This is a genomic window from Arthrobacter sp. Y3221048 (genome assembly GCF_059092685.1).
This window is the reverse complement of record NZ_JBNHHX010000001.1, coordinates 920,552-940,242: the sequence shown is the minus strand read 5'-3', so window position 1 is coordinate 940,242 and position 19,691 is coordinate 920,552. Positions and strand designations below refer to the sequence as shown.

Annotated in this window: 20 protein-coding genes; 10 read left to right on the top strand and 10 right to left on the bottom strand. The window is 66.4% G+C overall.

Annotated elements, in window-relative coordinates; translation table 11 throughout:
* Nucleotides 1-229 precede the first annotated feature (229 nt).
* From AC5RVS_RS04450 to AC5RVS_RS04440, 3 genes are all read left to right on the top strand, one after another.
* Nucleotides 230-1,960, top strand: a complete 1,731-nt coding sequence (locus tag AC5RVS_RS04450; protein ID WP_493989964.1) for a calcineurin-like phosphoesterase C-terminal domain-containing protein — start codon at nucleotides 230-232, stop codon at nucleotides 1,958-1,960.
* 357 nt (nucleotides 1,961-2,317) lie between these two features.
* Nucleotides 2,318-4,003, top strand: a complete 1,686-nt coding sequence (locus AC5RVS_RS04445; RefSeq protein ID WP_494107264.1) for an alkaline phosphatase D family protein — start codon at nucleotides 2,318-2,320, stop codon at nucleotides 4,001-4,003.
* Nucleotides 4,000-5,310, top strand: a complete 1,311-nt coding sequence (locus AC5RVS_RS04440; protein WP_494107263.1) for an alkaline phosphatase family protein — start codon at nucleotides 4,000-4,002, stop codon at nucleotides 5,308-5,310. Before AC5RVS_RS04445 ends, AC5RVS_RS04440 begins: the two co-directional genes overlap by 4 nt.
* A 66-nt stretch (nucleotides 5,311-5,376) precedes the next feature.
* Here AC5RVS_RS04440 and AC5RVS_RS04435 read toward each other — a convergent pair whose 3' ends face one another.
* Nucleotides 5,377-5,820 (bottom strand): iron chaperone, encoded by a 444-nt coding sequence (locus AC5RVS_RS04435; RefSeq protein WP_493989864.1) that lies wholly within the window; start codon nucleotides 5,818-5,820, stop codon nucleotides 5,377-5,379.
* 176 nt (nucleotides 5,821-5,996) lie between these two features.
* Here AC5RVS_RS04435 and AC5RVS_RS04430 point away from each other — a divergent pair, with 176 nt between their 5' ends.
* Nucleotides 5,997-6,446 carry a hypothetical protein gene (locus AC5RVS_RS04430; protein WP_493989865.1) on the top strand — a complete coding sequence of 150 codons (450 nt, stop codon included), beginning with the start codon at nucleotides 5,997-5,999 and terminating at the stop codon, nucleotides 6,444-6,446.
* Nucleotides 6,447-6,504: 58 nt separating this feature from the next.
* On the opposite strand, the gene AC5RVS_RS04425 is transcribed toward AC5RVS_RS04430, so the two are convergent.
* From AC5RVS_RS04425 to gluQRS, 3 genes are all read right to left on the bottom strand, one after another.
* Nucleotides 6,505-7,776 (bottom strand): MFS transporter, encoded by a 1,272-nt coding sequence (locus AC5RVS_RS04425; RefSeq protein WP_494107262.1) that lies wholly within the window; start codon nucleotides 7,774-7,776, stop codon nucleotides 6,505-6,507.
* A 303-nt stretch (nucleotides 7,777-8,079) separates the two neighbouring features.
* A complete protein-coding gene (locus tag AC5RVS_RS04420; protein ID WP_493989867.1) occupies nucleotides 8,080-8,886 on the bottom strand; it encodes an SGNH/GDSL hydrolase family protein in 807 nt (268 codons plus the stop codon).
* A gap of 126 nt (nucleotides 8,887-9,012) precedes the next feature.
* Nucleotides 9,013-9,927: a tRNA glutamyl-Q(34) synthetase GluQRS gene (gene gluQRS / locus AC5RVS_RS04415; protein ID WP_494107261.1), complete on the bottom strand. Its 915-nt coding sequence runs from the start codon at nucleotides 9,925-9,927 to the stop codon at nucleotides 9,013-9,015.
* A 66-nt stretch (nucleotides 9,928-9,993) separates the two neighbouring features.
* Here gluQRS and AC5RVS_RS04410 point away from each other — a divergent pair, with 66 nt between their 5' ends.
* Nucleotides 9,994-10,857 (top strand): SDR family oxidoreductase, encoded by an 864-nt coding sequence (locus AC5RVS_RS04410; RefSeq protein WP_494107260.1) that lies wholly within the window; start codon nucleotides 9,994-9,996, stop codon nucleotides 10,855-10,857.
* 90 nt (nucleotides 10,858-10,947) lie between these two features.
* Here the strand turns inward: AC5RVS_RS04410 and AC5RVS_RS04405 are convergent, their stop codons facing one another.
* Together AC5RVS_RS04405 and AC5RVS_RS04400 are read right to left on the bottom strand one after the other, a co-directional pair.
* Nucleotides 10,948-11,793, bottom strand: coding sequence for an HpcH/HpaI aldolase/citrate lyase family protein (locus tag AC5RVS_RS04405; protein ID WP_493989870.1), 846 nt, complete (start codon nucleotides 11,791-11,793; stop codon nucleotides 10,948-10,950).
* A gap of 99 nt (nucleotides 11,794-11,892) precedes the next feature.
* Nucleotides 11,893-12,375, bottom strand: a complete 483-nt coding sequence (locus tag AC5RVS_RS04400; RefSeq protein WP_494107259.1) for a DedA family protein — start codon at nucleotides 12,373-12,375, stop codon at nucleotides 11,893-11,895.
* A gap of 301 nt (nucleotides 12,376-12,676) precedes the next feature.
* Here AC5RVS_RS04400 and AC5RVS_RS04395 point away from each other — a divergent pair, with 301 nt between their 5' ends.
* The 3 genes from AC5RVS_RS04395 to AC5RVS_RS04385 all read left to right on the top strand — a co-directional run bounded on the left by AC5RVS_RS04395 (nucleotide 12,677) and on the right by AC5RVS_RS04385 (nucleotide 15,171).
* Complete coding sequence (locus AC5RVS_RS04395) at nucleotides 12,677-13,084, top strand: helix-turn-helix domain-containing protein (protein WP_494107258.1); 408 nt, start codon at nucleotides 12,677-12,679, stop codon at nucleotides 13,082-13,084.
* Nucleotides 13,085-13,252: 168 nt separating this feature from the next.
* Nucleotides 13,253-14,086, top strand: a complete 834-nt coding sequence (locus tag AC5RVS_RS04390) for an aldo/keto reductase (RefSeq protein ID WP_494107257.1) — start codon at nucleotides 13,253-13,255, stop codon at nucleotides 14,084-14,086.
* A 299-nt stretch (nucleotides 14,087-14,385) separates the two neighbouring features.
* Nucleotides 14,386-15,171, top strand: a complete 786-nt coding sequence (locus AC5RVS_RS04385) for an acetoin reductase (RefSeq protein ID WP_494107256.1) — start codon at nucleotides 14,386-14,388, stop codon at nucleotides 15,169-15,171.
* Nucleotides 15,172-15,338: 167 nt separating this feature from the next.
* On the opposite strand, the gene AC5RVS_RS04380 is transcribed toward AC5RVS_RS04385, so the two are convergent.
* From AC5RVS_RS04380 to AC5RVS_RS04370, 3 genes are all read right to left on the bottom strand, one after another.
* Nucleotides 15,339-15,530, bottom strand: coding sequence for a hypothetical protein (locus AC5RVS_RS04380; RefSeq protein ID WP_493989875.1), 192 nt, complete (start codon nucleotides 15,528-15,530; stop codon nucleotides 15,339-15,341).
* Nucleotides 15,527-16,498: a lantibiotic dehydratase C-terminal domain-containing protein gene (locus AC5RVS_RS04375; RefSeq protein WP_494107255.1), complete on the bottom strand. Its 972-nt coding sequence runs from the start codon at nucleotides 16,496-16,498 to the stop codon at nucleotides 15,527-15,529. Before AC5RVS_RS04375 ends, AC5RVS_RS04380 begins: the two co-directional genes overlap by 4 nt.
* 98 nt (nucleotides 16,499-16,596) lie before the next feature.
* Nucleotides 16,597-16,743 (bottom strand): hypothetical protein, encoded by a 147-nt coding sequence (locus tag AC5RVS_RS04370; RefSeq protein WP_494107254.1) that lies wholly within the window; start codon nucleotides 16,741-16,743, stop codon nucleotides 16,597-16,599.
* A 405-nt stretch (nucleotides 16,744-17,148) separates the two neighbouring features.
* On the opposite strand from AC5RVS_RS04370, the gene AC5RVS_RS04365 reads away from it, so the two are divergent.
* Together AC5RVS_RS04365 and AC5RVS_RS04360 are read left to right on the top strand one after the other, a co-directional pair.
* Nucleotides 17,149-18,123 carry a LuxR C-terminal-related transcriptional regulator gene (locus tag AC5RVS_RS04365; protein WP_494107253.1) on the top strand — a complete coding sequence of 325 codons (975 nt, stop codon included), beginning with the start codon at nucleotides 17,149-17,151 and terminating at the stop codon, nucleotides 18,121-18,123.
* A 66-nt stretch (nucleotides 18,124-18,189) separates the two neighbouring features.
* On the top strand, nucleotides 18,190-19,482 hold the full coding sequence (locus tag AC5RVS_RS04360; protein ID WP_494107252.1) for an aminotransferase-like domain-containing protein: 1,293 nt from the start codon (nucleotides 18,190-18,192) through the stop codon (nucleotides 19,480-19,482).
* On the opposite strand, the gene AC5RVS_RS04355 is transcribed toward AC5RVS_RS04360, so the two are convergent.
* On the bottom strand, nucleotides 19,460-19,684 hold the full coding sequence (locus AC5RVS_RS04355) for a hypothetical protein (protein ID WP_493979966.1): 225 nt from the start codon (nucleotides 19,682-19,684) through the stop codon (nucleotides 19,460-19,462). The two genes, AC5RVS_RS04360 and AC5RVS_RS04355, sit on opposite strands and share 23 nt — an antisense overlap.
* Nucleotides 19,685-19,691 lie beyond the last annotated feature (7 nt).

Below are 19,691 nucleotides of genomic sequence, written 5' to 3'. Positions count from 1 at the left end.
CCGGCCGGGTGGGAGGGGTGTGTCACCAGAACGTGGCGCGCACCTCGTTTCCCCTTCGGTCCCCGTTCATTCGCACGGGCAACAGTTGAGGAGTCGGCCACCATAACGGCCGGCTGTCACTCAACCGGAGGTTCAATTCGTGCACGCGTCCCCAACTCCGAAATCAGCCTGGTTGTCACGGCCTTTGCGCCTGACCGGCGGCGCTCTGGCCCTGCTGGCTGCCGGCGCAATGCTCGGCCCAGCCGCCACCGCCGCTCCCACCCCAGACGGCACCGATTGGGCCGCCTCGGCCTACCGCGGAGGCATCGACGTCGTTGATGCCCCGGATGCCGACCAGCAGACCCTCGACGGTTCCGTCTTTGATGACAAGAACAAGAACTCAAAGCAGGACGCCAACGAGCCGGGCCTGCGCGGTGTCACCGTCTCCAACGGCCGCGACGTCGTCACCACGGACAGCCACGGCCGCTATGAGCTGCCGGCGTTCGACAACATGACCGTCTTCGTCACCCAGCCCCGCGGCTACCAGGTGCCGGTCGACGAAGACAACGTCGCCCAGTTCTTCTACCACCACCTGCCGGAGGGATCCCCCGACCTGAAGTTCGGCGGCATCGCCCCGACCGGAGCGCTGCCTGACAAGGTGAACTTCCCGCTGGCCAAGAGCAAACTCACCCAGTCGCCTGAGCAACACTGCGCAATCGGCGCGGACGTCCAGACCTACAACCAAAAAGAGGTGGAGTTCGCGCACAACGGCGCCTTCGCCGACCTGGCCGCCCGCTCCGACTATGCCGGCTGCGGCGCGCTCTTCATCGGCGACATTGTCGGCGATGACCTGTCCCTCTTCGGGCAGACCCGGGAACTGACCGCCAAGCTCAACGGTCCGGCCCGCTTTCTGCCCGGCAACCACGACCTCGACTTCGACGCCCTCGACGGCGAGCACGAGTTCGACACTTACCGCAGCCAGTTCGGCCCGGAATACTACTCGTACGACGCCGGCAAGGCCCACATCGTCGCCCTGAGCAACATCGAATATCCGACGGCGATCCCCGCGAAGAAGAGCAATTACACGTACGCACTAGGCGAGCGCCAGCTCGAGTGGCTCCGCGCGGACATCGCGAAGGTGCCCAAGGACCGGGTGATCGTGTTGGCCGGCCACAGCCCGCTGCTCGAGTTCTACTACAGCGACTCTCACACCACGAAGCAACTGCAGGCGATTTACGGGATACTCGAGGGCCGCGAAGTCGTTTCCTTGGGCGGGCACACCCACATGTCGGAGAACCTGCGGGAAGGCGACCTCATGGCCGGCTGGCGCGACGAGGTCGGCGACGCGGGCCTGCCGTTCACCCACCTGACTGTCCCGGCAGTGTCCGGCCAGTGGTACAACGGCCGGGTGCTCGAGGAGGGCTTCCCCACCGCCATCCAGCGTGACGGGACCCCTCCCGGCATCCTGACCCTGGACATCAAGAACACGGAGGTCCGCGAGCGTTTCACGGCCACCGGCGACGATGGCTCCGACCAGATGGCGCTGGGCATCAACTCCCCCGCCTACCGTGCCTGGTTCGACGAATACAAGAACCAGCGAGGCAAAGCCCCGTCCCCGGAGAACCCGAACGCGGTGGCACAGGGCGAACTCGGTGAGACCTGGCTGACCACCAACTTCTGGATGGGCTCCACCGGCTCCACCGTGAAGGTATCCATTGATGGCGGCGAGACCGCCGAGGCCGCGCGTACCCAGTCGATGACCGCCGACGACGGCCCGCTGATTGGTGCCGAGTACACCGATCCGACCGCCGCCATCGAACAGTTGGTGCACGGCGGCGGCCTACACGACCGCAGCTCCCACCTGTGGCGACTCAAGCTGCCGGCCGGCCTGGCCGTCGGCGAGCACACGGCCACGGTCACCGCTACCGACGTGCACGGCCGCGAGTTCACCGAGACCATCACCTTTGAGGTCGTCGAGTAACTCTGCCTGATATCCGACGGCGGGTGGTTGCGTTACGCAGCCACCCGCCGCCGCTGGTTTCACCTCAGGGGAAGAAGTTGTTGCCGTTCTTGATTAAATCCGTGTCTGGTGCTGTCCGATGTCCAGTTTCAGGGGAACCGCATTCAAAGGTTGTAGTTCTGACCGTTGGGGTACACCGGTTCGTGACCGTGTGGGCCTTGCGGCCTCTGCTCAAGAATCTTCTCGACCGTTCTGGGGACGTTCTTTCTCAGCCGTTGCGTGCCACCGGTAAAGGACCACGGAAGGTTGGGCGAAAATCCGGTGAACAGCCCTCGGATCCGGGCTTTTGCTACCCGGCGATAGGGTTGAATACGGTGAGTGACATCCGACCGCTCCTTTACTCCATCCCAGTCCGCGACGACGGCTCTGCCCCGGCGTCAATTACTTCGATCAGCCGGAATTCTTGCCGCTGCTGCCTCGGTTCCGGGTTTCCTGACCGCCCCGCTGCCCGCGCACGGCGCGACGGGCTTCTTCCGGCACGGCCTTGCCTCGGGAGATCCCTACCCGGATTCGGTGCTGTTGTGGACGCGCCTGACTCCGGAGGAAGACGCGACGCCCGGTTCGGGACGTGGTGGCGATGCCCGTATCCGCTGGGAAGTAGCAGCCGATTCAAATTTCAAGCAGGTGGTGTCGCGCGGTTGGACGGAGACGGGCGCCTGGCGGGACCACACGGTCAAGGTGGTGGCCGCCGGGCTGCTACCGGGCACGGCGTACTGGTATCGGTTCAGGTTCGGTAAGGACTATTCGCCGGTGGGCCGGACACGCACTGCTCCGGCATCCGGCGCGGCCGTGGACCGGCTCCGGATGGGCGTGGTGTCGTGCGCCAATTACCAGGCCGGCTACTTCGCTGCTTACCGACACCTGGCCGACCGCGGCGATCTGGACCTGGTGCTCCATCTGGGCGACTACCTCTATGAGTACGCACCGGGCGAGTATCAGGCGCGTGACGTCCTCGTGCGTCCGCACGACCCCGCCGTGGAGATGACCACGTTGGAGCATTACCGCCGGCGCCATGCCCAGTACAAAACCGACCCGGAACTGCAGGCGTTGCATGCTGCGGCACCGTTCGTGGTGACTTGGGACGACCATGAATCCGCCAACGATGCCTGGTCCGACGGCGCAGAAAACCACACCGAGGGGGCTGAAGGAATCTGGTCCAAGCGCTCGGGCCACGCCAGGCAGGCCTACGCAGAATGGATGCCGGTCCGCTACGAACCCGGTGGACAGTTGTACCGCAGGCTGGAGTTCGGCTCACTGGCGAGCCTGTCGATGCTGGACCTGCGCTCTTACCGGAGCAAGCAGGCCGACAGCCAGTTGGACTCAGCGGTCGACGATCCGAACCGCACCATCACGGGCGATGAGCAGATGGACTGGCTGTTGGCCGGGCTCGGCAACGATTCCCCGCAGTGGAAGTTGGTGGGGAACCCGGTCATGATTACTCCGGTCCGCTTCCCGTCGACCCTGAACACGCAGGAACTGCATGCGCTGAGCGAATTGCTGGGGGACCGCAATATCGACGGGGTTCCCTACAACGTGGACCAGTGGGACGGCTATGTCGCCGACCGAAACAAAGTCCTCACGCACCTGCGCGACAACGCCGTGACAGACACCGTCTTCCTGACCGGTGATATTCATTCGGGTTGGGCCTGTGACCTGCCGGCCGACCCGCTGACCTACCCGCTCAACGGCCGCTCCGTGGGCACGGAACTTGTGTGCACGTCCGTCACCAGCGACAACCTGGACGATATCCTCCGCGTTCCGGAACGCACCGCCTCGCTGACGGTCGAGTCGGCCGTGAAGCTGCTGAACCCGCACGTCAAGTACCTGGATTTCGACTCGCACGGCTTCTCAGTGCTCGAGGTGACTCCGGCCGAGGTCCGAATGGACTGGTATCGGCTGGCGGAACGGACCGACGCCGCGTCGCCCGCGTACCTAACGGCGTCTTGGGCAGTCGCTGCCGGTACGCAAAGAGTCCGCCGCGCAGCGAAAGGTATTCTTGGATGAGCCCGACTGAGACGAGCGGCGGCACAGCCCGCCGAAGTTTCCTGAAGTTTGCCACTGCCTCAGGCGCCGCCGTCGTACTTTCAGCTGTCCCGGGTGCCGGATGGGCCGCGCCCGGCAGGAACGGGAAGGGCAAGGCCGCTCGGGAAGTGTCGACGCCCAAGGTCTACGTGCTGGTGGTCGACGGCTGCAGGCCGGACGAGGTCACAACGGCTCTCACACCGAACCTGGCGGCACTACGCGATGCCGGTACCAACTTTCCAGCGGCCCGCTCCCTGCCAATCATGGAGACCCTCCCCAACCACGTCATGATGATGACAGGCCTGCGCCCCGACCGCACCGGAGTCCCGGCCAACTCCGTCTACGACCCGGCGGAGGGCGCGGTTCGCACACTCAACCGGCCCACGGATCTGCGGGCGGTGACCGTGCTGGAGCGGCTAAATGCAGCCGGCTTCACCACCGGAACGGTGCTCAGCAAGGAATACCTGTACGGGATCTTCGGGGAGCGGGCCACCTACCGATGGGAGCCTGCGCCGATTGTCCCCGTCTCGGGCCACGCGCCGGACGCCTACACAGTGGACGCCCTGATCGGCATGGTGGACTCAGCCGACCCCGACCTGGTCTTCACCAACCTCGGCGACGTCGACCGGATGGGCCACTCGGACCTGACAGGTACTACCCTGCAAGCAGCGCGGCATGCTGCGCTGGCGTCGACGGACCTGCAGGTGGGTCGCTTCATCGAACATTTGAAGGCCCGGGGGACTTGGCAATCCAGCGTGGTGATCGTGTTGGCCGACCACTCAATGGACTGGTCGTTGCCGACCAAAGTGATTAGCATCGACAATTCCCTGTGGCTGTATCCGGAACTCCGCCGAAACCTGCAGATTGCCCAGAACGGCGGGGCGGACCTGCTGTACTGGACGGGGGATGCGGCAAGCCGGGACGAGGCGGTAGCGCGGCTCGCCATGGTGGTAGCCGCCCATCCCGGGGTGCTCTCAGTGCATCGGCCGGCAGAACTGCGGCTGGGCCCGGAAGCGGGCGATCTGGTGGTCTATTGCCGAGCCGGATGGCGCTTCTCCGACCCCTATATCTTGTCCAACCCGATTCCCGGCAACCACGGGCATCCCGCGACGGAACCGATCCCCTTCTTCATTGGCGGCGGCAGCGATCTGGTGCTGCCCGGAGTGTCGTCGGAACCGGCGCGGACCGTCGATGTCGCGCCAACAGTTGCAGCCCTCTTCGGTTTGGACGAACCGAAGGGCGGCTACGACGGAAGGCAGCGGACCGCATCCTTGTCGCTGGCCCGCTGAGCCCCGGTCCCGGCTCGCTGAATCGGCCACCCGCCGTCGCTGGTTGCCGCTGATCGGGGAGGGCGCTTAGGCTATCGCGGCCTTGACGAGCGCCTCGACCTTCTCCTCCACCGCGGGAGTCCACTCCACTATTGCGAACGAGACAGGCCACATCGGCCCGTCGTCGAGCGTGGCCGTGTCGTTGAATCCGAAGGTGGCGTAGCGGGCCTGGAACTTGGCTGCGCCCTGAAAGAAGCAGACGACCTTGCCGTCCGTGTTGGCGTACGCCGGCATTCCGTACCAGGTCTTGGGCAGAAGCTCCGGCGCGTTCGCGGTGACGAGTGCGTGAATGCGTTCGGCGAGGACGCGGTCGGCGTCGGGCATCTCGGCGATCGCGTTGAGCACGGCGCGCTCGTTGTCGGCCTTCTTCTGACCGCTGCGGCCCTGTGCCTTCAGCTCCTGGGCCCGCTCCTTCATGGCGGCACGCTCGGCCTCCGAGAAGCCGCCCGCATCAGACTTCTTAGTGGTCATCTCGATCTCCCTTGTGCGAATCACGACCGACAGTAGCAGCCACGCGGGGTGCGGGCTTCTCGAATCCTGCTCGGTTCGTGAAAAAACGTAGCCGTCGGCGGGCAATCTGATATACGGTGCAGCGATACCTCGCGGCTACAGGGCGGGGGCTATTTACCGGAAGGCGCGGGGACATCATGGACGACGCACAGGGCCGGCAGGACCTGACCCGGCAAATCGACCAGCGCCGTGATGACATCAGGGCTTTTCTTCGCCGCGCCCGTCCCAAACGCAACCGCCTGACCAATGTCAGCATCGTCGGGAGCTCGGTCGTCGCCGCGTTGACGGCGGGCCCTGGCTTCGGCCAGAACAATTTCAACTCGGCCGTGGCGGGCACTTTTTCGCTATCCAGCACGTCGGTCGTCTGGCAGGTCATCTGCATCCTGGCGTCGATCCTCTCCCTTGCCGCAGCGATTGCGTCCGGCCTTGCCAACTCACGCAACAGTGCGGAGCAGATCTCAACGGCCGAGTCCGCCAGCGCGCAACTCGACGGGCTGCTGACTGCCCTGAAGTACGGCCAGCTGCCGGTGGGCGATGCTGCGCGGCTCTATCAGGAGTACAGCTCGAAAGCAGCCTTCATCGACTAGCCGTTGCGGCGTCCCGCCCGCCGGCCCTGCTCTACGCGGGCTTGGAACCGAGCTGTTGCTACCGCACGCCCTTGATCTTGACTACGAAGACCGCGCCGAGCAGGCCGATCACGGCGGACAGCACGAACAGTGCCGTGTAACCGCCGAGGTAGAGCACGGTGGGGGCGGCGATCAACGGGGCGATGACCTGCGGCGACGAGGCCGCGATATTGATGACGCCCATGTCCTTGCCCCGGTCGGCGGCGCTCGGCAGCACTTCCGTGAGCAGGGCGAAGTCGACGGCCAGGAACATGCCGAAGCCCGCGCCGAGGACCATTGCCGCCCCGACCACGGCCGGCCACGCGGGCGTGATCGCCACGATGACCGAGGCCGTTGCGATGGTGACCGAGGACGCGATAACAAACGGCTTGCGGCGCCCCACCCGGTCGCTGAGCGGTCCGCCCACTACCGCCATCACCACCACCATGGCCGCATAGACGCCGGTCAGCAGCAGCACGCCGGCGGCGGGGTCCGGATGCCCCACGGCGTCCTGGAGGAAGAAGAACAGGTAGAGGGTGAAGATGTTGTTGCCCAGATTGACCAGGAACCGGGTCAGCCACGCCCAGCCGAAGTCGGGGTGCTTGGCGGGGGAGATCCAGAAGCCCTTGAGGAAGCTGGGCCAGGCGAAGGGCGGGCGGTCGGCCTTCCGCAACGGGGTGTCACGGCCCGCAATCACGAAAGGGATGATGCTGGCCAGCAGGAACACGGCACAGTAGATGTAACCGAGGACGAAGCCGCCGGCCAGATTGGCCAGCACCGCACCCATCACAATGCCCAGTGTCTGCCCGATGGCCGCCAGACCGCCGATTTGGCCCCGCTGCCGCCGCGGCACGCGGTCCGGGATGCTGGCCGTCACGGCTGCGTAGGCGCCATTGCACCCTGCCTGCACCAGGCACCAGGCGATCACCATCACCGCGATGTTGGGGGCGCCGGAAAGCAGCAGCAGCGCGGCGAACCCCAGGATGCCGCCGGCCAGGGCCCACGGCACACGTCGTCCGAACCGTGAGGTGGTGCGGTCGCTCAGCGCCCCGAAGACCGGATTGGCGACCAGGGACACGGCGGCGCCGAAACCCGTGGCCATCGCCAGTACGGCTTCCTTGTTCACCGCATCGAACGCCTGCGACTGCTGGGCCAGCAGCACCTGCAAGGGGCCGAAGAACGCCGCGTTGATGCCAAGGTTGGTCAGCACGACGGCTGTGACCCAGCCGGCCCGGACCTTGGTGGTGGGTTCCCGGAACGCCGCGGGAACGTCGAGCGCCGGCACGGGCTCGCGCGGTTCCTGGACGGACATGGCGACAACCCTCCTCACCGACGGCGCGGCATGGCCGCGGTCCCCTGTTGTTGCAACAGCGTACAGCCGCCGCCGCGCAGGCCGGTAAGACCATGCACCCGCTGCCGGCGGTATCGCCGAACGGCAGTGTTGCCGCGGTGACCGGCTGGCCCGTCGCGGTGACCGGCTGGCCTAACGCAGGCGTGCGGGACGTTATCTGTGGAACGTCAGCCCGGCGGCCGGGGCCGGCTTGGCGCGTGCTGTGCCGAGTTTATCTGGGAGTCGTCAGCCGGCGGCCTGCCGGCCAAGGACTGTGCGGGGACGTCAGCCTGCGGAAGCAGCGAGACGCTGTCTGGCCAGCTTTTTCAGCCCGCGCGAGACCTGAACCGGCTCCGGCCAGCGCGGCGTCAGGTTGTCCCCCAACGTGACGCCTTTAAGCTTGCGCCCGAACATCGGGACCACCCATTCCTGCAGCCAGTCGCGCTCGCGCCGGAGCGCCTCGCGCCAGCCCGCCCGCACCGGAGCCTCCGGTCGCTTCAGCCTGAGTGTGTGATCCACACCGAGGGCCTCAAGGACCCTGGCCGCCATGTACTTGTGCCCCAGCGCGGACATATGCAGCCGGTCCGTGTCCCACATCCGCCGGTCCTGGTAGAGGTCGAAGGCCCAGTGGTCCACCAGCACGGCGTCGTAACGCCGGGACAGGTCACGGACGGCCTCGTTGAACACCCAGTTGCGCCGCCGCATCGGCTCAAGGACCGGTGGGAGCATGACCTCAAAGCCGGTGAAAAGGATCAACTGCGCACCCGTTTGGGCCAACCGGCTGACGGCGGATTCGTACTCGGCCAAGAGCTCCGGCATGCTGCGCTTGAGCTCCAGGATGTCGTTTCCGCCGGCATAGAAGGAGACCAGTGTGGGCTGCATCGCCACGGCCGGTTCCAACTGGTCGGCGATGATCTGGTGCAGCCGCTTGCTGCGTACTGCCAGGTTTGCGTAGCGGAAGTCCGGGTCCTGCTTGCCCAACTGCTTAGCCACCCGGTCGGCCCAGCCGCGCACGCCATTGGGGAAGTTGGCGTTGTAGTCCCCCACGCCCTCGGTAAAGCTGTCGCCCAGCGCAACGAATAGTCCTCCCACCTGCGGAAGACTAGCTGCGCCGGGCGACGTACCGGCAAACAGGCGGTGAAGTCCAGCGCTGTGTCGGCCGGGTTGTCCGCTGCAGGGCTACAGACCCGGGGCCACGCGGCAGTTGCCCTGCTGCCGTCAGGTGGCGTCGGGAACCAGCTCCGGCGGGTCGAAGATCCACGGCTCAAGCGGCAGGGCATCCGGCCGGAAGTCGGAGAGCAACTTGTGCAGCGGTACATCCGGCAAATCCAGCGATGCCAGCAACAGGCCGCGCACCGCGGCCGCGTCCAGCCCGGCCAGTTCAAGTGCCCCCAAGGTCACCGCGCCGTCGCGCTTGGCCAAGCGCCGCCGTCGTTCATTGAGGACCAACGGCACGTGAACGTATTCGACCGGCGGCAGCCCCAGCAGCGCGGCGAGGTAGGCCTGCCGCGGCGCCGAGGACAGCAGGTCATCGCCGCGCACCACTTGGTCCACGCCCTGGGCGGCGTCGTCCACCACCACCGCCAGGTTGTAGGCGGGGACGCCGTCATTGCGCCGCAGCACGAAGTCGTCAACGATGCCGGTGTAGTCGCCGTGCAGCCGGTCGGTGACCGCGTGGCTGGTGGTCGAAGCGCGCAGCCGCAGCGCGGCGGGGCGGAACTGGCGGCGCTCCTCGCGTTCGGCGTCGGTCAGGTTGCGGCAGGTTCCCGGGTAGGCGCCCTCCGGAGCATGCGGGGCGCTGGGCGCCTCGGCAATCTCCCGCCGCGTGCAGAAGCATTCGTAGACCAAGCCGGCCTCCGCCAGCTGCCCGAGGGCCTGCCGGTAGACCGCGGAACGGTCGGTCTGGCGCACCACCTCGCCGTCCCAGTCCAAACCGATGGCCGCCAGATCCGTCAGCTGCCGGGCCTCGAACCCGGCTCGCGCCCGGTCCAGGTCCTCGACCCGAATGAGGAAGCGGCGGCCGGTGCTGCGGGCGAAGAGCCAGGCGAGCAGCGCGGTGCGCAGGTTGCCAACGTGCAGTTCACCCGAGGGGCTGGGCGCGAACCGACCGGCGGGACTCTGGGCTGCTGGCACGTCCCCACGGTAGCAGGCCGGTCCCCGGCCCGCGGGGGTGTTGCCGCGGCCTATTAGGCTGGTGCTATGAGCACACCCGACTCCCCCATGGAAACCCCGATTGCCGTCACCGGTGCCACCGGCGAGCTGGGCGGCATGGTCGCCAGGATGCTGGCGGAGCAGAACCTTCCACAGCGGCTGATTGTCCGCGACCCGTCGCGTGCACCGCAGCTGCCCGGAACGACGACGGCGCCTGCAGACTACGGCGACAAGGCCGCCGTCGTTGCCGCGCTGCAAGGCATCGAGACAGTGTTCATGGTGTCCGCCGCCGAAGCCGAGGACCGGCTGGAGCATCATTTCACCTTCATCGACGCCGCCATCGACGCCGGCGTGCAGCACATTGTCTACACCTCCTTCATCGGTGCGACCGAGGACGCTACGTTCACGCTGGCCAGGGACCACTACGCCACGGAGGAAAAACTGCGCGGAACCGGCCTGAAGCACACGCTGCTGCGCAACAACTTGTACGCAGACGTCCTGCCGTTGTTCGCCGACGAATCGGGCGTGATCCGCGGTCCGGCGGTCGACGGAAAGGCGGGATTCGTGGCCCGCGAGGACGTAGCCCGGGCGGCCGCGACTATCCTGGCCGAACCCATGCCCCATGCGGGCTTTACCTACGAGCTGACCGGCCCGGAGTCGGTGACCCTGGCCGAGGCTGCGGCGGCCATCACGGAGGCAACCGGCCGTCCGACGTCGTTCCTTAACGAAACGGTGGAGGAGGCCTACGCGAGCCGGGCGCATTACGGCGCCCCCGACTGGCAGCTGGATGCCTGGGTCAGCACCTACACGGCGATTGCCGCCGGGGAGCTGGACCTGGTGACCCACGACGTGGACCTGCTGACCGGGCGGCCCGCGCTGAGCCTGCGGGAGCTGTTCGGCGGCCGGGACTGATCCGAGGCCGGGCAGTTCGGCGTCCGGTTCGGAGCCGGGCAGTGCCGACGGTGCCGGCCGGACGGAGCCCCGCGCCCGGACAGTGAAACCCTAGGCGTTCCAGAGTCCGTAGGAGTCCGCGAGCGAAGAGATTTTCTCGGCGCGGGCGAGGCGCGGCAGGTAGGAGCCGTCGCCCACCACCGCGCCGGCCGCGTGCGCATCGAGCAGTTCGTGCGCCCACTTGATTTCCGACTCGCTGGGTGAGAGTCCCTTGTTGATGGTGTCGGCGGCGTCGGTGAGCAGGCAGAGCTTGCCCGTCATGCCCATGGACGCTGTCACCTTGCAGGCTTCCAGCAGTTCGTCGCCGAGCGCGCCGACGGTCGGCCCGTCGATGGGGCCCGGCAGCTGGCCCACGCGGGAGGCGACCACCAGCCGGGAACGGGCGTACGCCAGGGCCATCGGTGAATCGCTGGCCCCGGTGTCGCGGCGGAAGTCGCCCACGCCGAACGCGAGGCGGAAGGTGCCCGGCGCGCGGGCGATGTCGGTGGCGTTCTCGATGCCGACGGCGGATTCGATCAGGGCGAGCACCGGGGTACCGGCCTGCAGCCGCATGGCGGTGTGCGTGACCTGCTCGGGCTTTTCGGTCATGGCCAGCATGACGCCGCGCAGGCCCGGCGCCTTGGACAGGGCGGCCAGGTCGTCGGCCCAGTAGTCGGTTTCCATGCCGTTCACCCGGACCCATGCGGTCATGCCGGTGGACAGGGCCTCCACCACCCGTTCCCGCGCCGCGGCCTTGCCCTCCGCCGGCACGGCATCTTCCATGTCGAAAATGACGGAGTCTGCTTCAGAGGCGAGTGCCGGCCCGAAATTCGCTTTGTCAGCCGCCGAGGCCAGAAGCCAAGAGCGGGACAATTTTGCGGGAAGGGCGGCGGCACGGCGGTTTCTTAGAGCGGACATACCCCTAGCCTAATGTTTCCGCCGCCGGGGCCACCAATGGAGGGGCGAATGCCGATGGAGGCATGCGCCACGTGCGTCCGCGGCGGAGGTAAACCGGCGTCAGAGAGATGCCGGGTGGCGTCCGCGCCGCCGCCGGCGGGCCACAACGATCGCGGCGACCACCGCTGCCGCCAGCAGCACTACGACGGCGATGCCCAGCGGGGACCCGGCGGCCGCGGCCAGCCAGGCGTTGAGGGCGGCCAGGCCCACGGTGGCGTACAGCACCGCCCACAACACCGAGCCGACCACGACGGCCGGCAGGTACCTGCGCAGCGGCATCCGGCCCAGTCCGGCCGTCGCGTTTACCGCAGTCTGGACGCCCACCGTCAGGAAGCAGAGCGCGACGGCGGGGGCTCCCCAGCGGGCGATGATGGCCTCCGCGCGGCGCATGGCAGGCGAATCCAACTGGCGGGCCAGGCGGGTGTGCCGCCCGCCGGCGGCCACTCCCCTGCCGGCCCAGTACGTGGCGTTGGCGCGCAGCATCACGATCACGAACAGCGCGCTGACCGCGTATCCGAAGGGGAGGCTGGCGATGTGCTCCATGTCAGAGCGCGGGCTCCGGCCGATGCGCGGCGTTCGGAGTGCCCTTCAGTTCGGCGCAGAACGGTCTGCCCACGATGGTCTCCTCTGGAGTCGGCGGATGTTCGGCTTCCGCAGACGGAGCACGCTGTCCGTCGCGAACAGCAGTTTACGCTTACCTAACGCCGGGCCGTCAGGGAATGTCAACGGCCGCCGCCGGGGACCTCGGGGATGTCCGTGGCCGTCCCCCGGCATGTCCGCTGCAACAACGACGGCGCAGCACGCCTTCCCCGGTGCGGGCCGGGAAGTGTTTTACGCTGTCCCCATGGCCCAGCTGACACCCCGCACCACCGATGCCCTTCCGGCCGCCCAGGCGCAGCGATTGCAGCGGGCGCTCGACGAGAGCGCCGATGTCACCGTCTTCGTGAACGGCACCGCGGTGAAGCTGCCAGCGCAAGCCGCGGGCGCCGTCGTCGATATGCTCCGCCGCTTCGCGCACGGCGATGCCGTGATGGTCAGCTCAGCAGTCGAACTGCTGAACACATCGCAGGCGGCCGAGGTGGCCGGCGTGTCGCTGACCTACATGCGGCGCCTGACCGATGCCGGAACCATCCCGGTCCAGTACCGCGGGACGCACCGGCGGATCTTGCTCTCCGATGTGTTGGCCTGGCTGGAGACCCGGACCGCCGCGCCAGACGCGGGTTCGGCGGACGCCACTTCGGCCGCGGGTTAGCCGGCCTCCTCCCGCCTGACCGGCGGATCCGCGGCGGGGCGCCACCCCCTTCCCTACCTGCCGCCGGGCAGCACCGCCGCCCGGGGTGCACAGCCGGCGCGATCACCTTTAGGCTGGGTGCCACGGGCCCGGACCGGGCCTGAAGGACAACCAGAGGAGACTGTGACCGTGGCCGACCTGCTTGCTCCGCTTGTGACCCTCCGCAACGGGGCCAAGATGCCGATGCTGGGACTGGGAACCTGGCCCCTGGACCACGCGGAAACCGCCCGGGCGGTCGAAACTGCGCTCAACCTCGGCTACCGGCTGTTCGACACCGCGGAGAATTACCGGAACGAGGAAGGCGTCGGCGAAGGGTTGCGCCGCAGCGGGCTTGACCGCTCGGAAATCTTCATCACCACCAAGTTCAATAAGCAGTGGCACAGCGTCGACGGCGTGCGGCAGGCTTTCGAGGCCAGCGCCCGGCGGCTTGGCGTCGACTACGTGGACCTGCTGCTGATCCACTGGCCCAACCCCGGGCAGGACCGCTACGTGGAGGCCTTCGAAGGGCTGACCCGCTTGCTGGAGGACGGGAGCGTGCGGGCCATCGGCACGTCCAACTTCAAACCCGCGCACCTGCAGCGGCTGTTCGACGCCGGACTGGTACCCGAGGTCAACCAGATCCAACTGGACCCGCGGCACACCCGCGGGGACCTGGTGGAGATACACCGCCAACGCGGCATCGTCACGGAGTCCTGGAGTCCGCTCGGGAAAGGCGGCGACCTGCTGCGCGAGCCGGCGGTTCAGTCTCTGGCCGGCAAGTACGGCAAGAGCCCGGCCCAGATCGTGCTCCGCTGGCACACCCAGCTGGGGCATGTGCCCATCCCCAAGTCCGCCCGCCCGGACCGGCTGGCCGAAAACTTCGCCATCTTCGACTTCATGCTGGAGGCCGGCGAACTGGCCCGGCTCTCCGCCCTGGACCGCGGCACCGGAGACATCACCGACGCCGACGTTTTCGGCCACTAAGCGGTTGCCGCGGGAGCTGCTCCGGCTCCCTCCCGCTCGAAGCGCGCCAAGGTATCGGCCCGGCTTCCCTCCTGCCGGAAACCGCCAACCCCGCCATGGCCGGCTTCTCACCGTCCCGGCGCGAACCTCCTCCGTCCTTTGGCCGGTCACCGGTCGCACAAATATGCAAAGGAATGAATACTGAGAGATTTGTGTTGCGCCTAGTGACACCGGATCTAACTCAACGGTGTTCACCGCAGCCGGCATGACGCTCAAATTAGCGCTACTGGCCGGCTGGAAGCAGTACAAAGGAGACAACAATGACTGTGCAGGACAAGGTCGCTCTCGTAACCGGCGCCGGCCAAGGCATTGGGCGGGCTATCGCTCTTCGCTTGGCTGAAGATGGCTTCAACGTCGCCATCGCCGATATCGAACCGCAGCGCGCCAAGGGCGAGGCTGTCGCGGCGGAGATCGAAGCCCTCGGGCGCAAGTCCGTTTTTGTGGCAGCAGACGTCGCCAAGAGGGACGAGGTTGTCGCGGCTGTCGACACGGCCGCCGACCAGCTCGGCGGATTCGACGTCATCGTCAACAACGCAGGCATTGCCCAGATCAAGCCGGTTCTTGAAATCAGCGAGCAGGAACTCGACCAGATTTTCAATGTGAACGTCAACAGCGTGGTCTGGGGCATTCAGGCCGCAGCCGCCAAGTTTGAAGAGCTCGGCCACGGAGGCAAGATCATCTCGGCTGCCTCCATCGCAGCCATCCAAGGCTTCCCGATTCTCAGCGCCTACTCTGCCTCCAAGTTCGCCGTGCGCGGCTTCACGCAGGCCGCAGCCCAGGAGCTGGCACCCAAGGGGATCACGGTCAACGCGTATGCGCCCGGCATTGTGGGAACCGGAATGTGGGAGCTCATCGACAAGGAGCTCAGCAAGATCAACGGAAAGCCGATCGGCCAGAACCTCAAGGAGAACGTGGAGGGCATCGCCCTCGGCCGGATTGAGACGCCGGAAGACGTGGCAAAGATCGTGTCCTTCTTCGCCGGCCCCGACTCCGATTACGTCACCGGCCAGGTGCTGCTGGTGGACGGCGGCATGCTCTATAACTGACCAGGGCATGCGGGCTGTCCGCACCACAGCGTGATGGGTGAAAACAGCCCCTGATGGGCAGGACACGCAAAGAAAGGATCAGGCCGGAGCGTTGGGGGTCGCTCCGGCCTGATCCTGTTGGGGGGAGGAATGCTTTGGAGGCCGACGGGACGCCGGCGGAATTTTTCCTATTGCCACGCCTGGTCTGCCCAGGCGGCGTCGCGCGAGTAGTTGCTGCCGGTGAGGTTCCAGAGGTCATCATCCTGGGCGTGCGCACCCAGCACACCGACCTGATCCAGGGATGATGATGTTCCTTCGTTCTGGACATCCGGAGTCTTGATGGATTCGGGTCCAATCGACGAGAAACCGAACGGGCTCATTTTGTCCTCTTCTCCAACAGTGAGGATTCGACTTCGGGCGACCATGCCCTGGCATAGACACCGAGTGCCGCTTCTTCCCACGTGGTGAACCCCAACCGGTTCATCAGCAGGTGGGCTTGGGAAAACGTCAGTTGCTGCGCACTGCGGCTAACCCGCGCACGGTCCGCCCGGTACAGGTACGAGTCAAGGGTCCTGATCCAGCGGCGGCGCCAGTTCTGGACACTGCTTTCGTCCGCCGTCGCGGCCATCAAACGGTGCATCGGTGCGGTGCGGGCTACCAGTCCGGCGGTGAGGCTGTGGCGCGCCTTCGGGGCCGAACGGCCCAGCTCGGCCGTGGATACCCGCAGATGGTTGTCCCAGCAGTACTCCCAGGACAGCCTGCCGCGGTCCGGCCACTGCTGCGCCTTCGGCCCGTACATCATGGCCCACGCTGCATCGCAGAGGAGCAGGGAGGCCAGCGCCGAACGTCCTTGGGACTTGCTGAAACGCTGCGTGGCCCACATGGCCAGCTCGGAGGATAGTTCGAAGACCTCCTCCGCGAGTTCCAGCCCATCGGGTCCCCCAAAACGGTCCAAGTCCGCTTCGGGCACGGGGACGGCGGAATCAGCCGGGGAGAGGTGGATGGCATCCTCGCTGCCGGAAGGCAGTACGAAATTTTCCTGCGTGGTAATGCCGGGAAGGATGTCGAGGACCCGGTCCCGGGCCGCCAGCTCGAACCTTTGGAGGCTGTCGAGGATTGGACGGCGGCCCAGGAACCGGACCTTCACGTGAGGCCCCATCTGGTCGGCACTGTGGCTGAAGTACCAGCGGCCCACGCCTTCGCGGCGAGCGTGGGCGACCAGCGGCGTAACCAGTTCTCCTATGACTGCGTCGACTACGTCCTGCCTACCCGTGTAAATAGACAGAACCCACCAGTACGATTTGACGTTCACCGAACTTGTTGGGCGGATGGCTGTCAGCTGGCTCATGCGCTACTCCTGGTTCGATGTTCTGGTGGTTGGGGAGGGATAGCCGGCGTCATCCTGGTTACGGAATCAGCACAGTGCCGATGAGATGGGGCGGCTTTTCACCAGTCCCAGATATAGGCGGAAGCGGTGGCGTTTGCGGAATGGGGAACCGGTCCTAGATCGGCCGCTACTGCCGGAGTGGCCGCAGAGACCGCCCCCAAAGCAACCAGCAGACCTGCCGTGATGCTTGCGATCTTCTTGAACATGTCATTCCCTTCACATGGCTTAGGTTCGTTCAGTGACAAATCCAGCCGGGTTGCTCGCCCCCGACATGTTCAAGAGTTCCGTGCTACTGCTACGCCTGTCCAGCCAATCCAGTTGCAACATCCGGACATGCCATGATCGTGCCTCACGGCTTGCGCTGTCACGTTCCGGACAGGTGGTCGAAACCGCCCGCTGCCCCGGGAACCCGGGGAAAGGAACGGCTCCACAGGATCACCGGACAAACGCCGTGAGCCGGTGGCATAATGTGGCCATGACAGGAAGTGGCCGTTAATAAAAGGCGCAAGATGGCCCGAAGAAGTGCTTTAGACTGACCAAAGAGCGGCCGCACCGCATCGGAAATGGCAGGCCCTGCGTGATACATAACGGATCAACCGGAGGAGCGCCCTATGCTGAGCGGGACGGCATTCGAGGTCTATGAATTCGCCGTGGCCCACCCCGGCTGGACCAAAGAAACCATGTCCACGGCACTTGGCTACACCATCCGCGACCTCAACATCGCCATCGGCGAGCTGGTCAGCCGGCAACTGCTCCAGCAGCCGGCACCGGACGTCGAATGCTATGTCGCCATCTCCCCCGACGTAGCGCTGTCGCAACTGGTGGACTCCGACGAGCGGCTGCTGATCGACCTGCGCACCAAGATCAGCGGACACCGTGCGGACATGGCGGCCCTCGTGCCGACGTATTTGGCAGCCCGCAAACGTGTGTCGCTTGACTCCTCCGTGGAGGTCCTCGAAGACCCGGGGGTGATCCGCAAGCTGCTGGTGGACTATGGCCGGGACGTTTCCGAGCAGGTGCTGATCAGCCAGCCGGGCTCCGGCGCCTCCGCCGACGTGCACGAAGAGGGCATCCAAAAGGACATCGAGCTGCTCAATCGGGGGGTCGTCCGCAAGAACATCAGCCACGCCAGCACTCTGGATCACGTGCCCACGCGCAAGGCGGTCGCCGCGATTGCTCCGGCCGGCGGTGAGTACCGGACCTTGCCCTACGTGCCGCTGAAGATCATGATCTTCGACCGCAACCTCGCCCTGATCGGACGCCAACTGCATCCGGAAGACCGCGGCGCGCTGGTGGTGCGCGACTTCAACCTCATCCAGGTCTTCATCAACCTGTTCCATGTGGCCTGGGAGCTGGCCGACCCCTACGTTCTGGACGGGCAGGACAACGACGCCTCGGATCTCAACGGCATCCAACACTCCATCCTCAACGCCATGGCCGCCGGTTACTCCGATGAGGTGATTGCCCGGAGGCTGGACATCAGCGTCCGCACCTGCAGGCGCCACATTGCGTGGATGCTGGAGCAGCTCGGCGCGGACAGCCGTTTTCAGGCCGCACTCAAGGCCCGGGACGCGGGCTGGCTCTAGCCCCAGGCAGCACCAATAGAAAACTTCTGTTTCCTATCCGGTAACGCCTCGGGCTATCCTGTGTGAGTGACTTCACAGGATGCAGACCTTTCCGAGACCCTGCCCACCGAAACGGAAGTGGCGCTGGAGCGCGCCACTGCGGCGCACCGGCACGAGCACCTGTTCTCGCAGCGCGCCGCAAACATCAAACAATCAGCCGTCCGTGACGTCTTCGACATCTCGATGCGTCCCGGGCTGGTATCCCTGGCCGGCGGCAACCCCTACCTGCAGTCCCTGCCCCTGGAGAAGATTGCCGGCATGGCGCAGCGGCTGATCGCCGAGCATGGGATGACCGCGCTGCAGTACGGCGGCGGCCAGGGCACCCAGGACCTGCGGCGCCAGATCTGCGATGTCATGGCACGGGAAGGGATCACCGGCGTGGATCCCGCGAACGTGGTCGTCACGGCGGGGTCCCAGTCCGCCCAGGATGTGGCGGCCAAGGTCTTCTGCAACCCCGGCGATGTGGTGCTGTGCGAGGATCCCACCTACGTGGGCGCGCTGAACACCTTCGAGGCCTACGAGGTCCAGGTGGAGCCGGTGTCGATGGACGAACACGGTCTGGTCCCCTCGGAACTCCAGCGCCGCATCGAAGAGCTGCAGGGCGAGGGCCGCAGCATCAAGTTCCTCTACACCATTCCCAGCTTCAACAATCCCTCCGGCATCACGCTGGCCGCCGAGCGCCGGCAGCACATCGTGGACATCTGCCGCGAGGCCGGCGTGCTGGTCCTCGAGGACAACCCCTACGGGCTGCTGCGCTTCGACGGCCAGCCCTTGCGGCCGCTGCGTGCCGATAATCCCGACGACGTGGTCTACCTGGGATCGTTCTCAAAGATCCTTGCGCCGGGCCTGCGGATCGGCTGGGCCCTGCTGCCCGACCACCTGCAGCGGAGCTTCTACCTGGCCAACGAGGCTGTCACCCTGTGCCCGCCCACGCTTAACCAGATGCTGATTTCCGCTTACCTGGACGAGCACGACTGGGTGGGGCAGATCGATACCTACCGCCAGTTGTACGCCACCCGGTGTGCCGCCATGTTGTCGGCCTTGGACGAATTCATGCCGGACGGGGTCACCTGGACCGAACCCGAGGGCGGCTTCTTCGTCTGGGTCACCCTCCCGGAAGGCGTTGACACCTACCCGCTGCTCTACGACGCGATCGAGGCCGGAGTGGTCTTCATCCCGGGAGCGGCGTTCAGCCCCTCCGAGGAGCCGTCACGTCAGCTGCGGCTGGCTTTCAGCGCCGTGCCCGAAGAGGCCATTCGCGAGGGCGTGCGGCGGCTGGCGCCCGTCCTTGCAAAGGCTATGGCCGGCGCCGGTTCTTGAAATAGCGGTAGTACGCGTAGCGGCCGGCGAAATACAAGCCGATCACAATGATGATCCGCAGGATGGGGTGCAGGCCGGGCATCAGCCAGATCATGACGTAGCTGAGCAGGAAAACGGCCGCCATGGCCCACAGGGTGCCCTTCCAGTCGATCCTGGGCACCCCGGAGTCGTTGCGCTGACCCGAGGGCCTGTTGTTACTCATGCGCCCA

Bases quoted from the DNA above. Each gene is read 5' to 3' on its own strand.
- AC5RVS_RS04450 (WP_493989964.1), top strand. From the start codon at position 230: ATGCTCGGCCCAGCCGCCACCGCCGCTCCCACCCCAGACGGCACCGAT.
- AC5RVS_RS04440 (WP_494107263.1), top strand. From the start codon at position 4,000: ATGAGCCCGACTGAGACGAGCGGCGGCACAGCCCGCCGAAGTTTCCTG.
- AC5RVS_RS04435 (WP_493989864.1), bottom strand. From the start codon at position 5,820: ATGACCACTAAGAAGTCTGATGCGGGCGGCTTCTCGGAGGCCGAGCGT.
- AC5RVS_RS04430 (WP_493989865.1), top strand. From the start codon at position 5,997: ATGGACGACGCACAGGGCCGGCAGGACCTGACCCGGCAAATCGACCAG.
- AC5RVS_RS04425 (WP_494107262.1), bottom strand. From the start codon at position 7,776: ATGTCCGTCCAGGAACCGCGCGAGCCCGTGCCGGCGCTCGACGTTCCC.
- AC5RVS_RS04410 (WP_494107260.1), top strand. From the start codon at position 9,994: ATGAGCACACCCGACTCCCCCATGGAAACCCCGATTGCCGTCACCGGT.
- AC5RVS_RS04405 (WP_493989870.1), bottom strand. From the start codon at position 11,793: ATGTCCGCTCTAAGAAACCGCCGTGCCGCCGCCCTTCCCGCAAAATTG.
- AC5RVS_RS04400 (WP_494107259.1), bottom strand. From the start codon at position 12,375: ATGGAGCACATCGCCAGCCTCCCCTTCGGATACGCGGTCAGCGCGCTG.
- AC5RVS_RS04395 (WP_494107258.1), top strand. From the start codon at position 12,677: ATGGCCCAGCTGACACCCCGCACCACCGATGCCCTTCCGGCCGCCCAG.
- AC5RVS_RS04385 (WP_494107256.1), top strand. From the start codon at position 14,386: ATGACTGTGCAGGACAAGGTCGCTCTCGTAACCGGCGCCGGCCAAGGC.
- AC5RVS_RS04380 (WP_493989875.1), bottom strand. From the start codon at position 15,530: ATGAGCCCGTTCGGTTTCTCGTCGATTGGACCCGAATCCATCAAGACT.
- AC5RVS_RS04375 (WP_494107255.1), bottom strand. From the start codon at position 16,498: ATGAGCCAGCTGACAGCCATCCGCCCAACAAGTTCGGTGAACGTCAAA.
- AC5RVS_RS04370 (WP_494107254.1), bottom strand. From the start codon at position 16,743: ATGTTCAAGAAGATCGCAAGCATCACGGCAGGTCTGCTGGTTGCTTTG.
- AC5RVS_RS04365 (WP_494107253.1), top strand. From the start codon at position 17,149: ATGCTGAGCGGGACGGCATTCGAGGTCTATGAATTCGCCGTGGCCCAC.
- AC5RVS_RS04355 (WP_493979966.1), bottom strand. From the start codon at position 19,684: ATGAGTAACAACAGGCCCTCGGGTCAGCGCAACGACTCCGGGGTGCCC.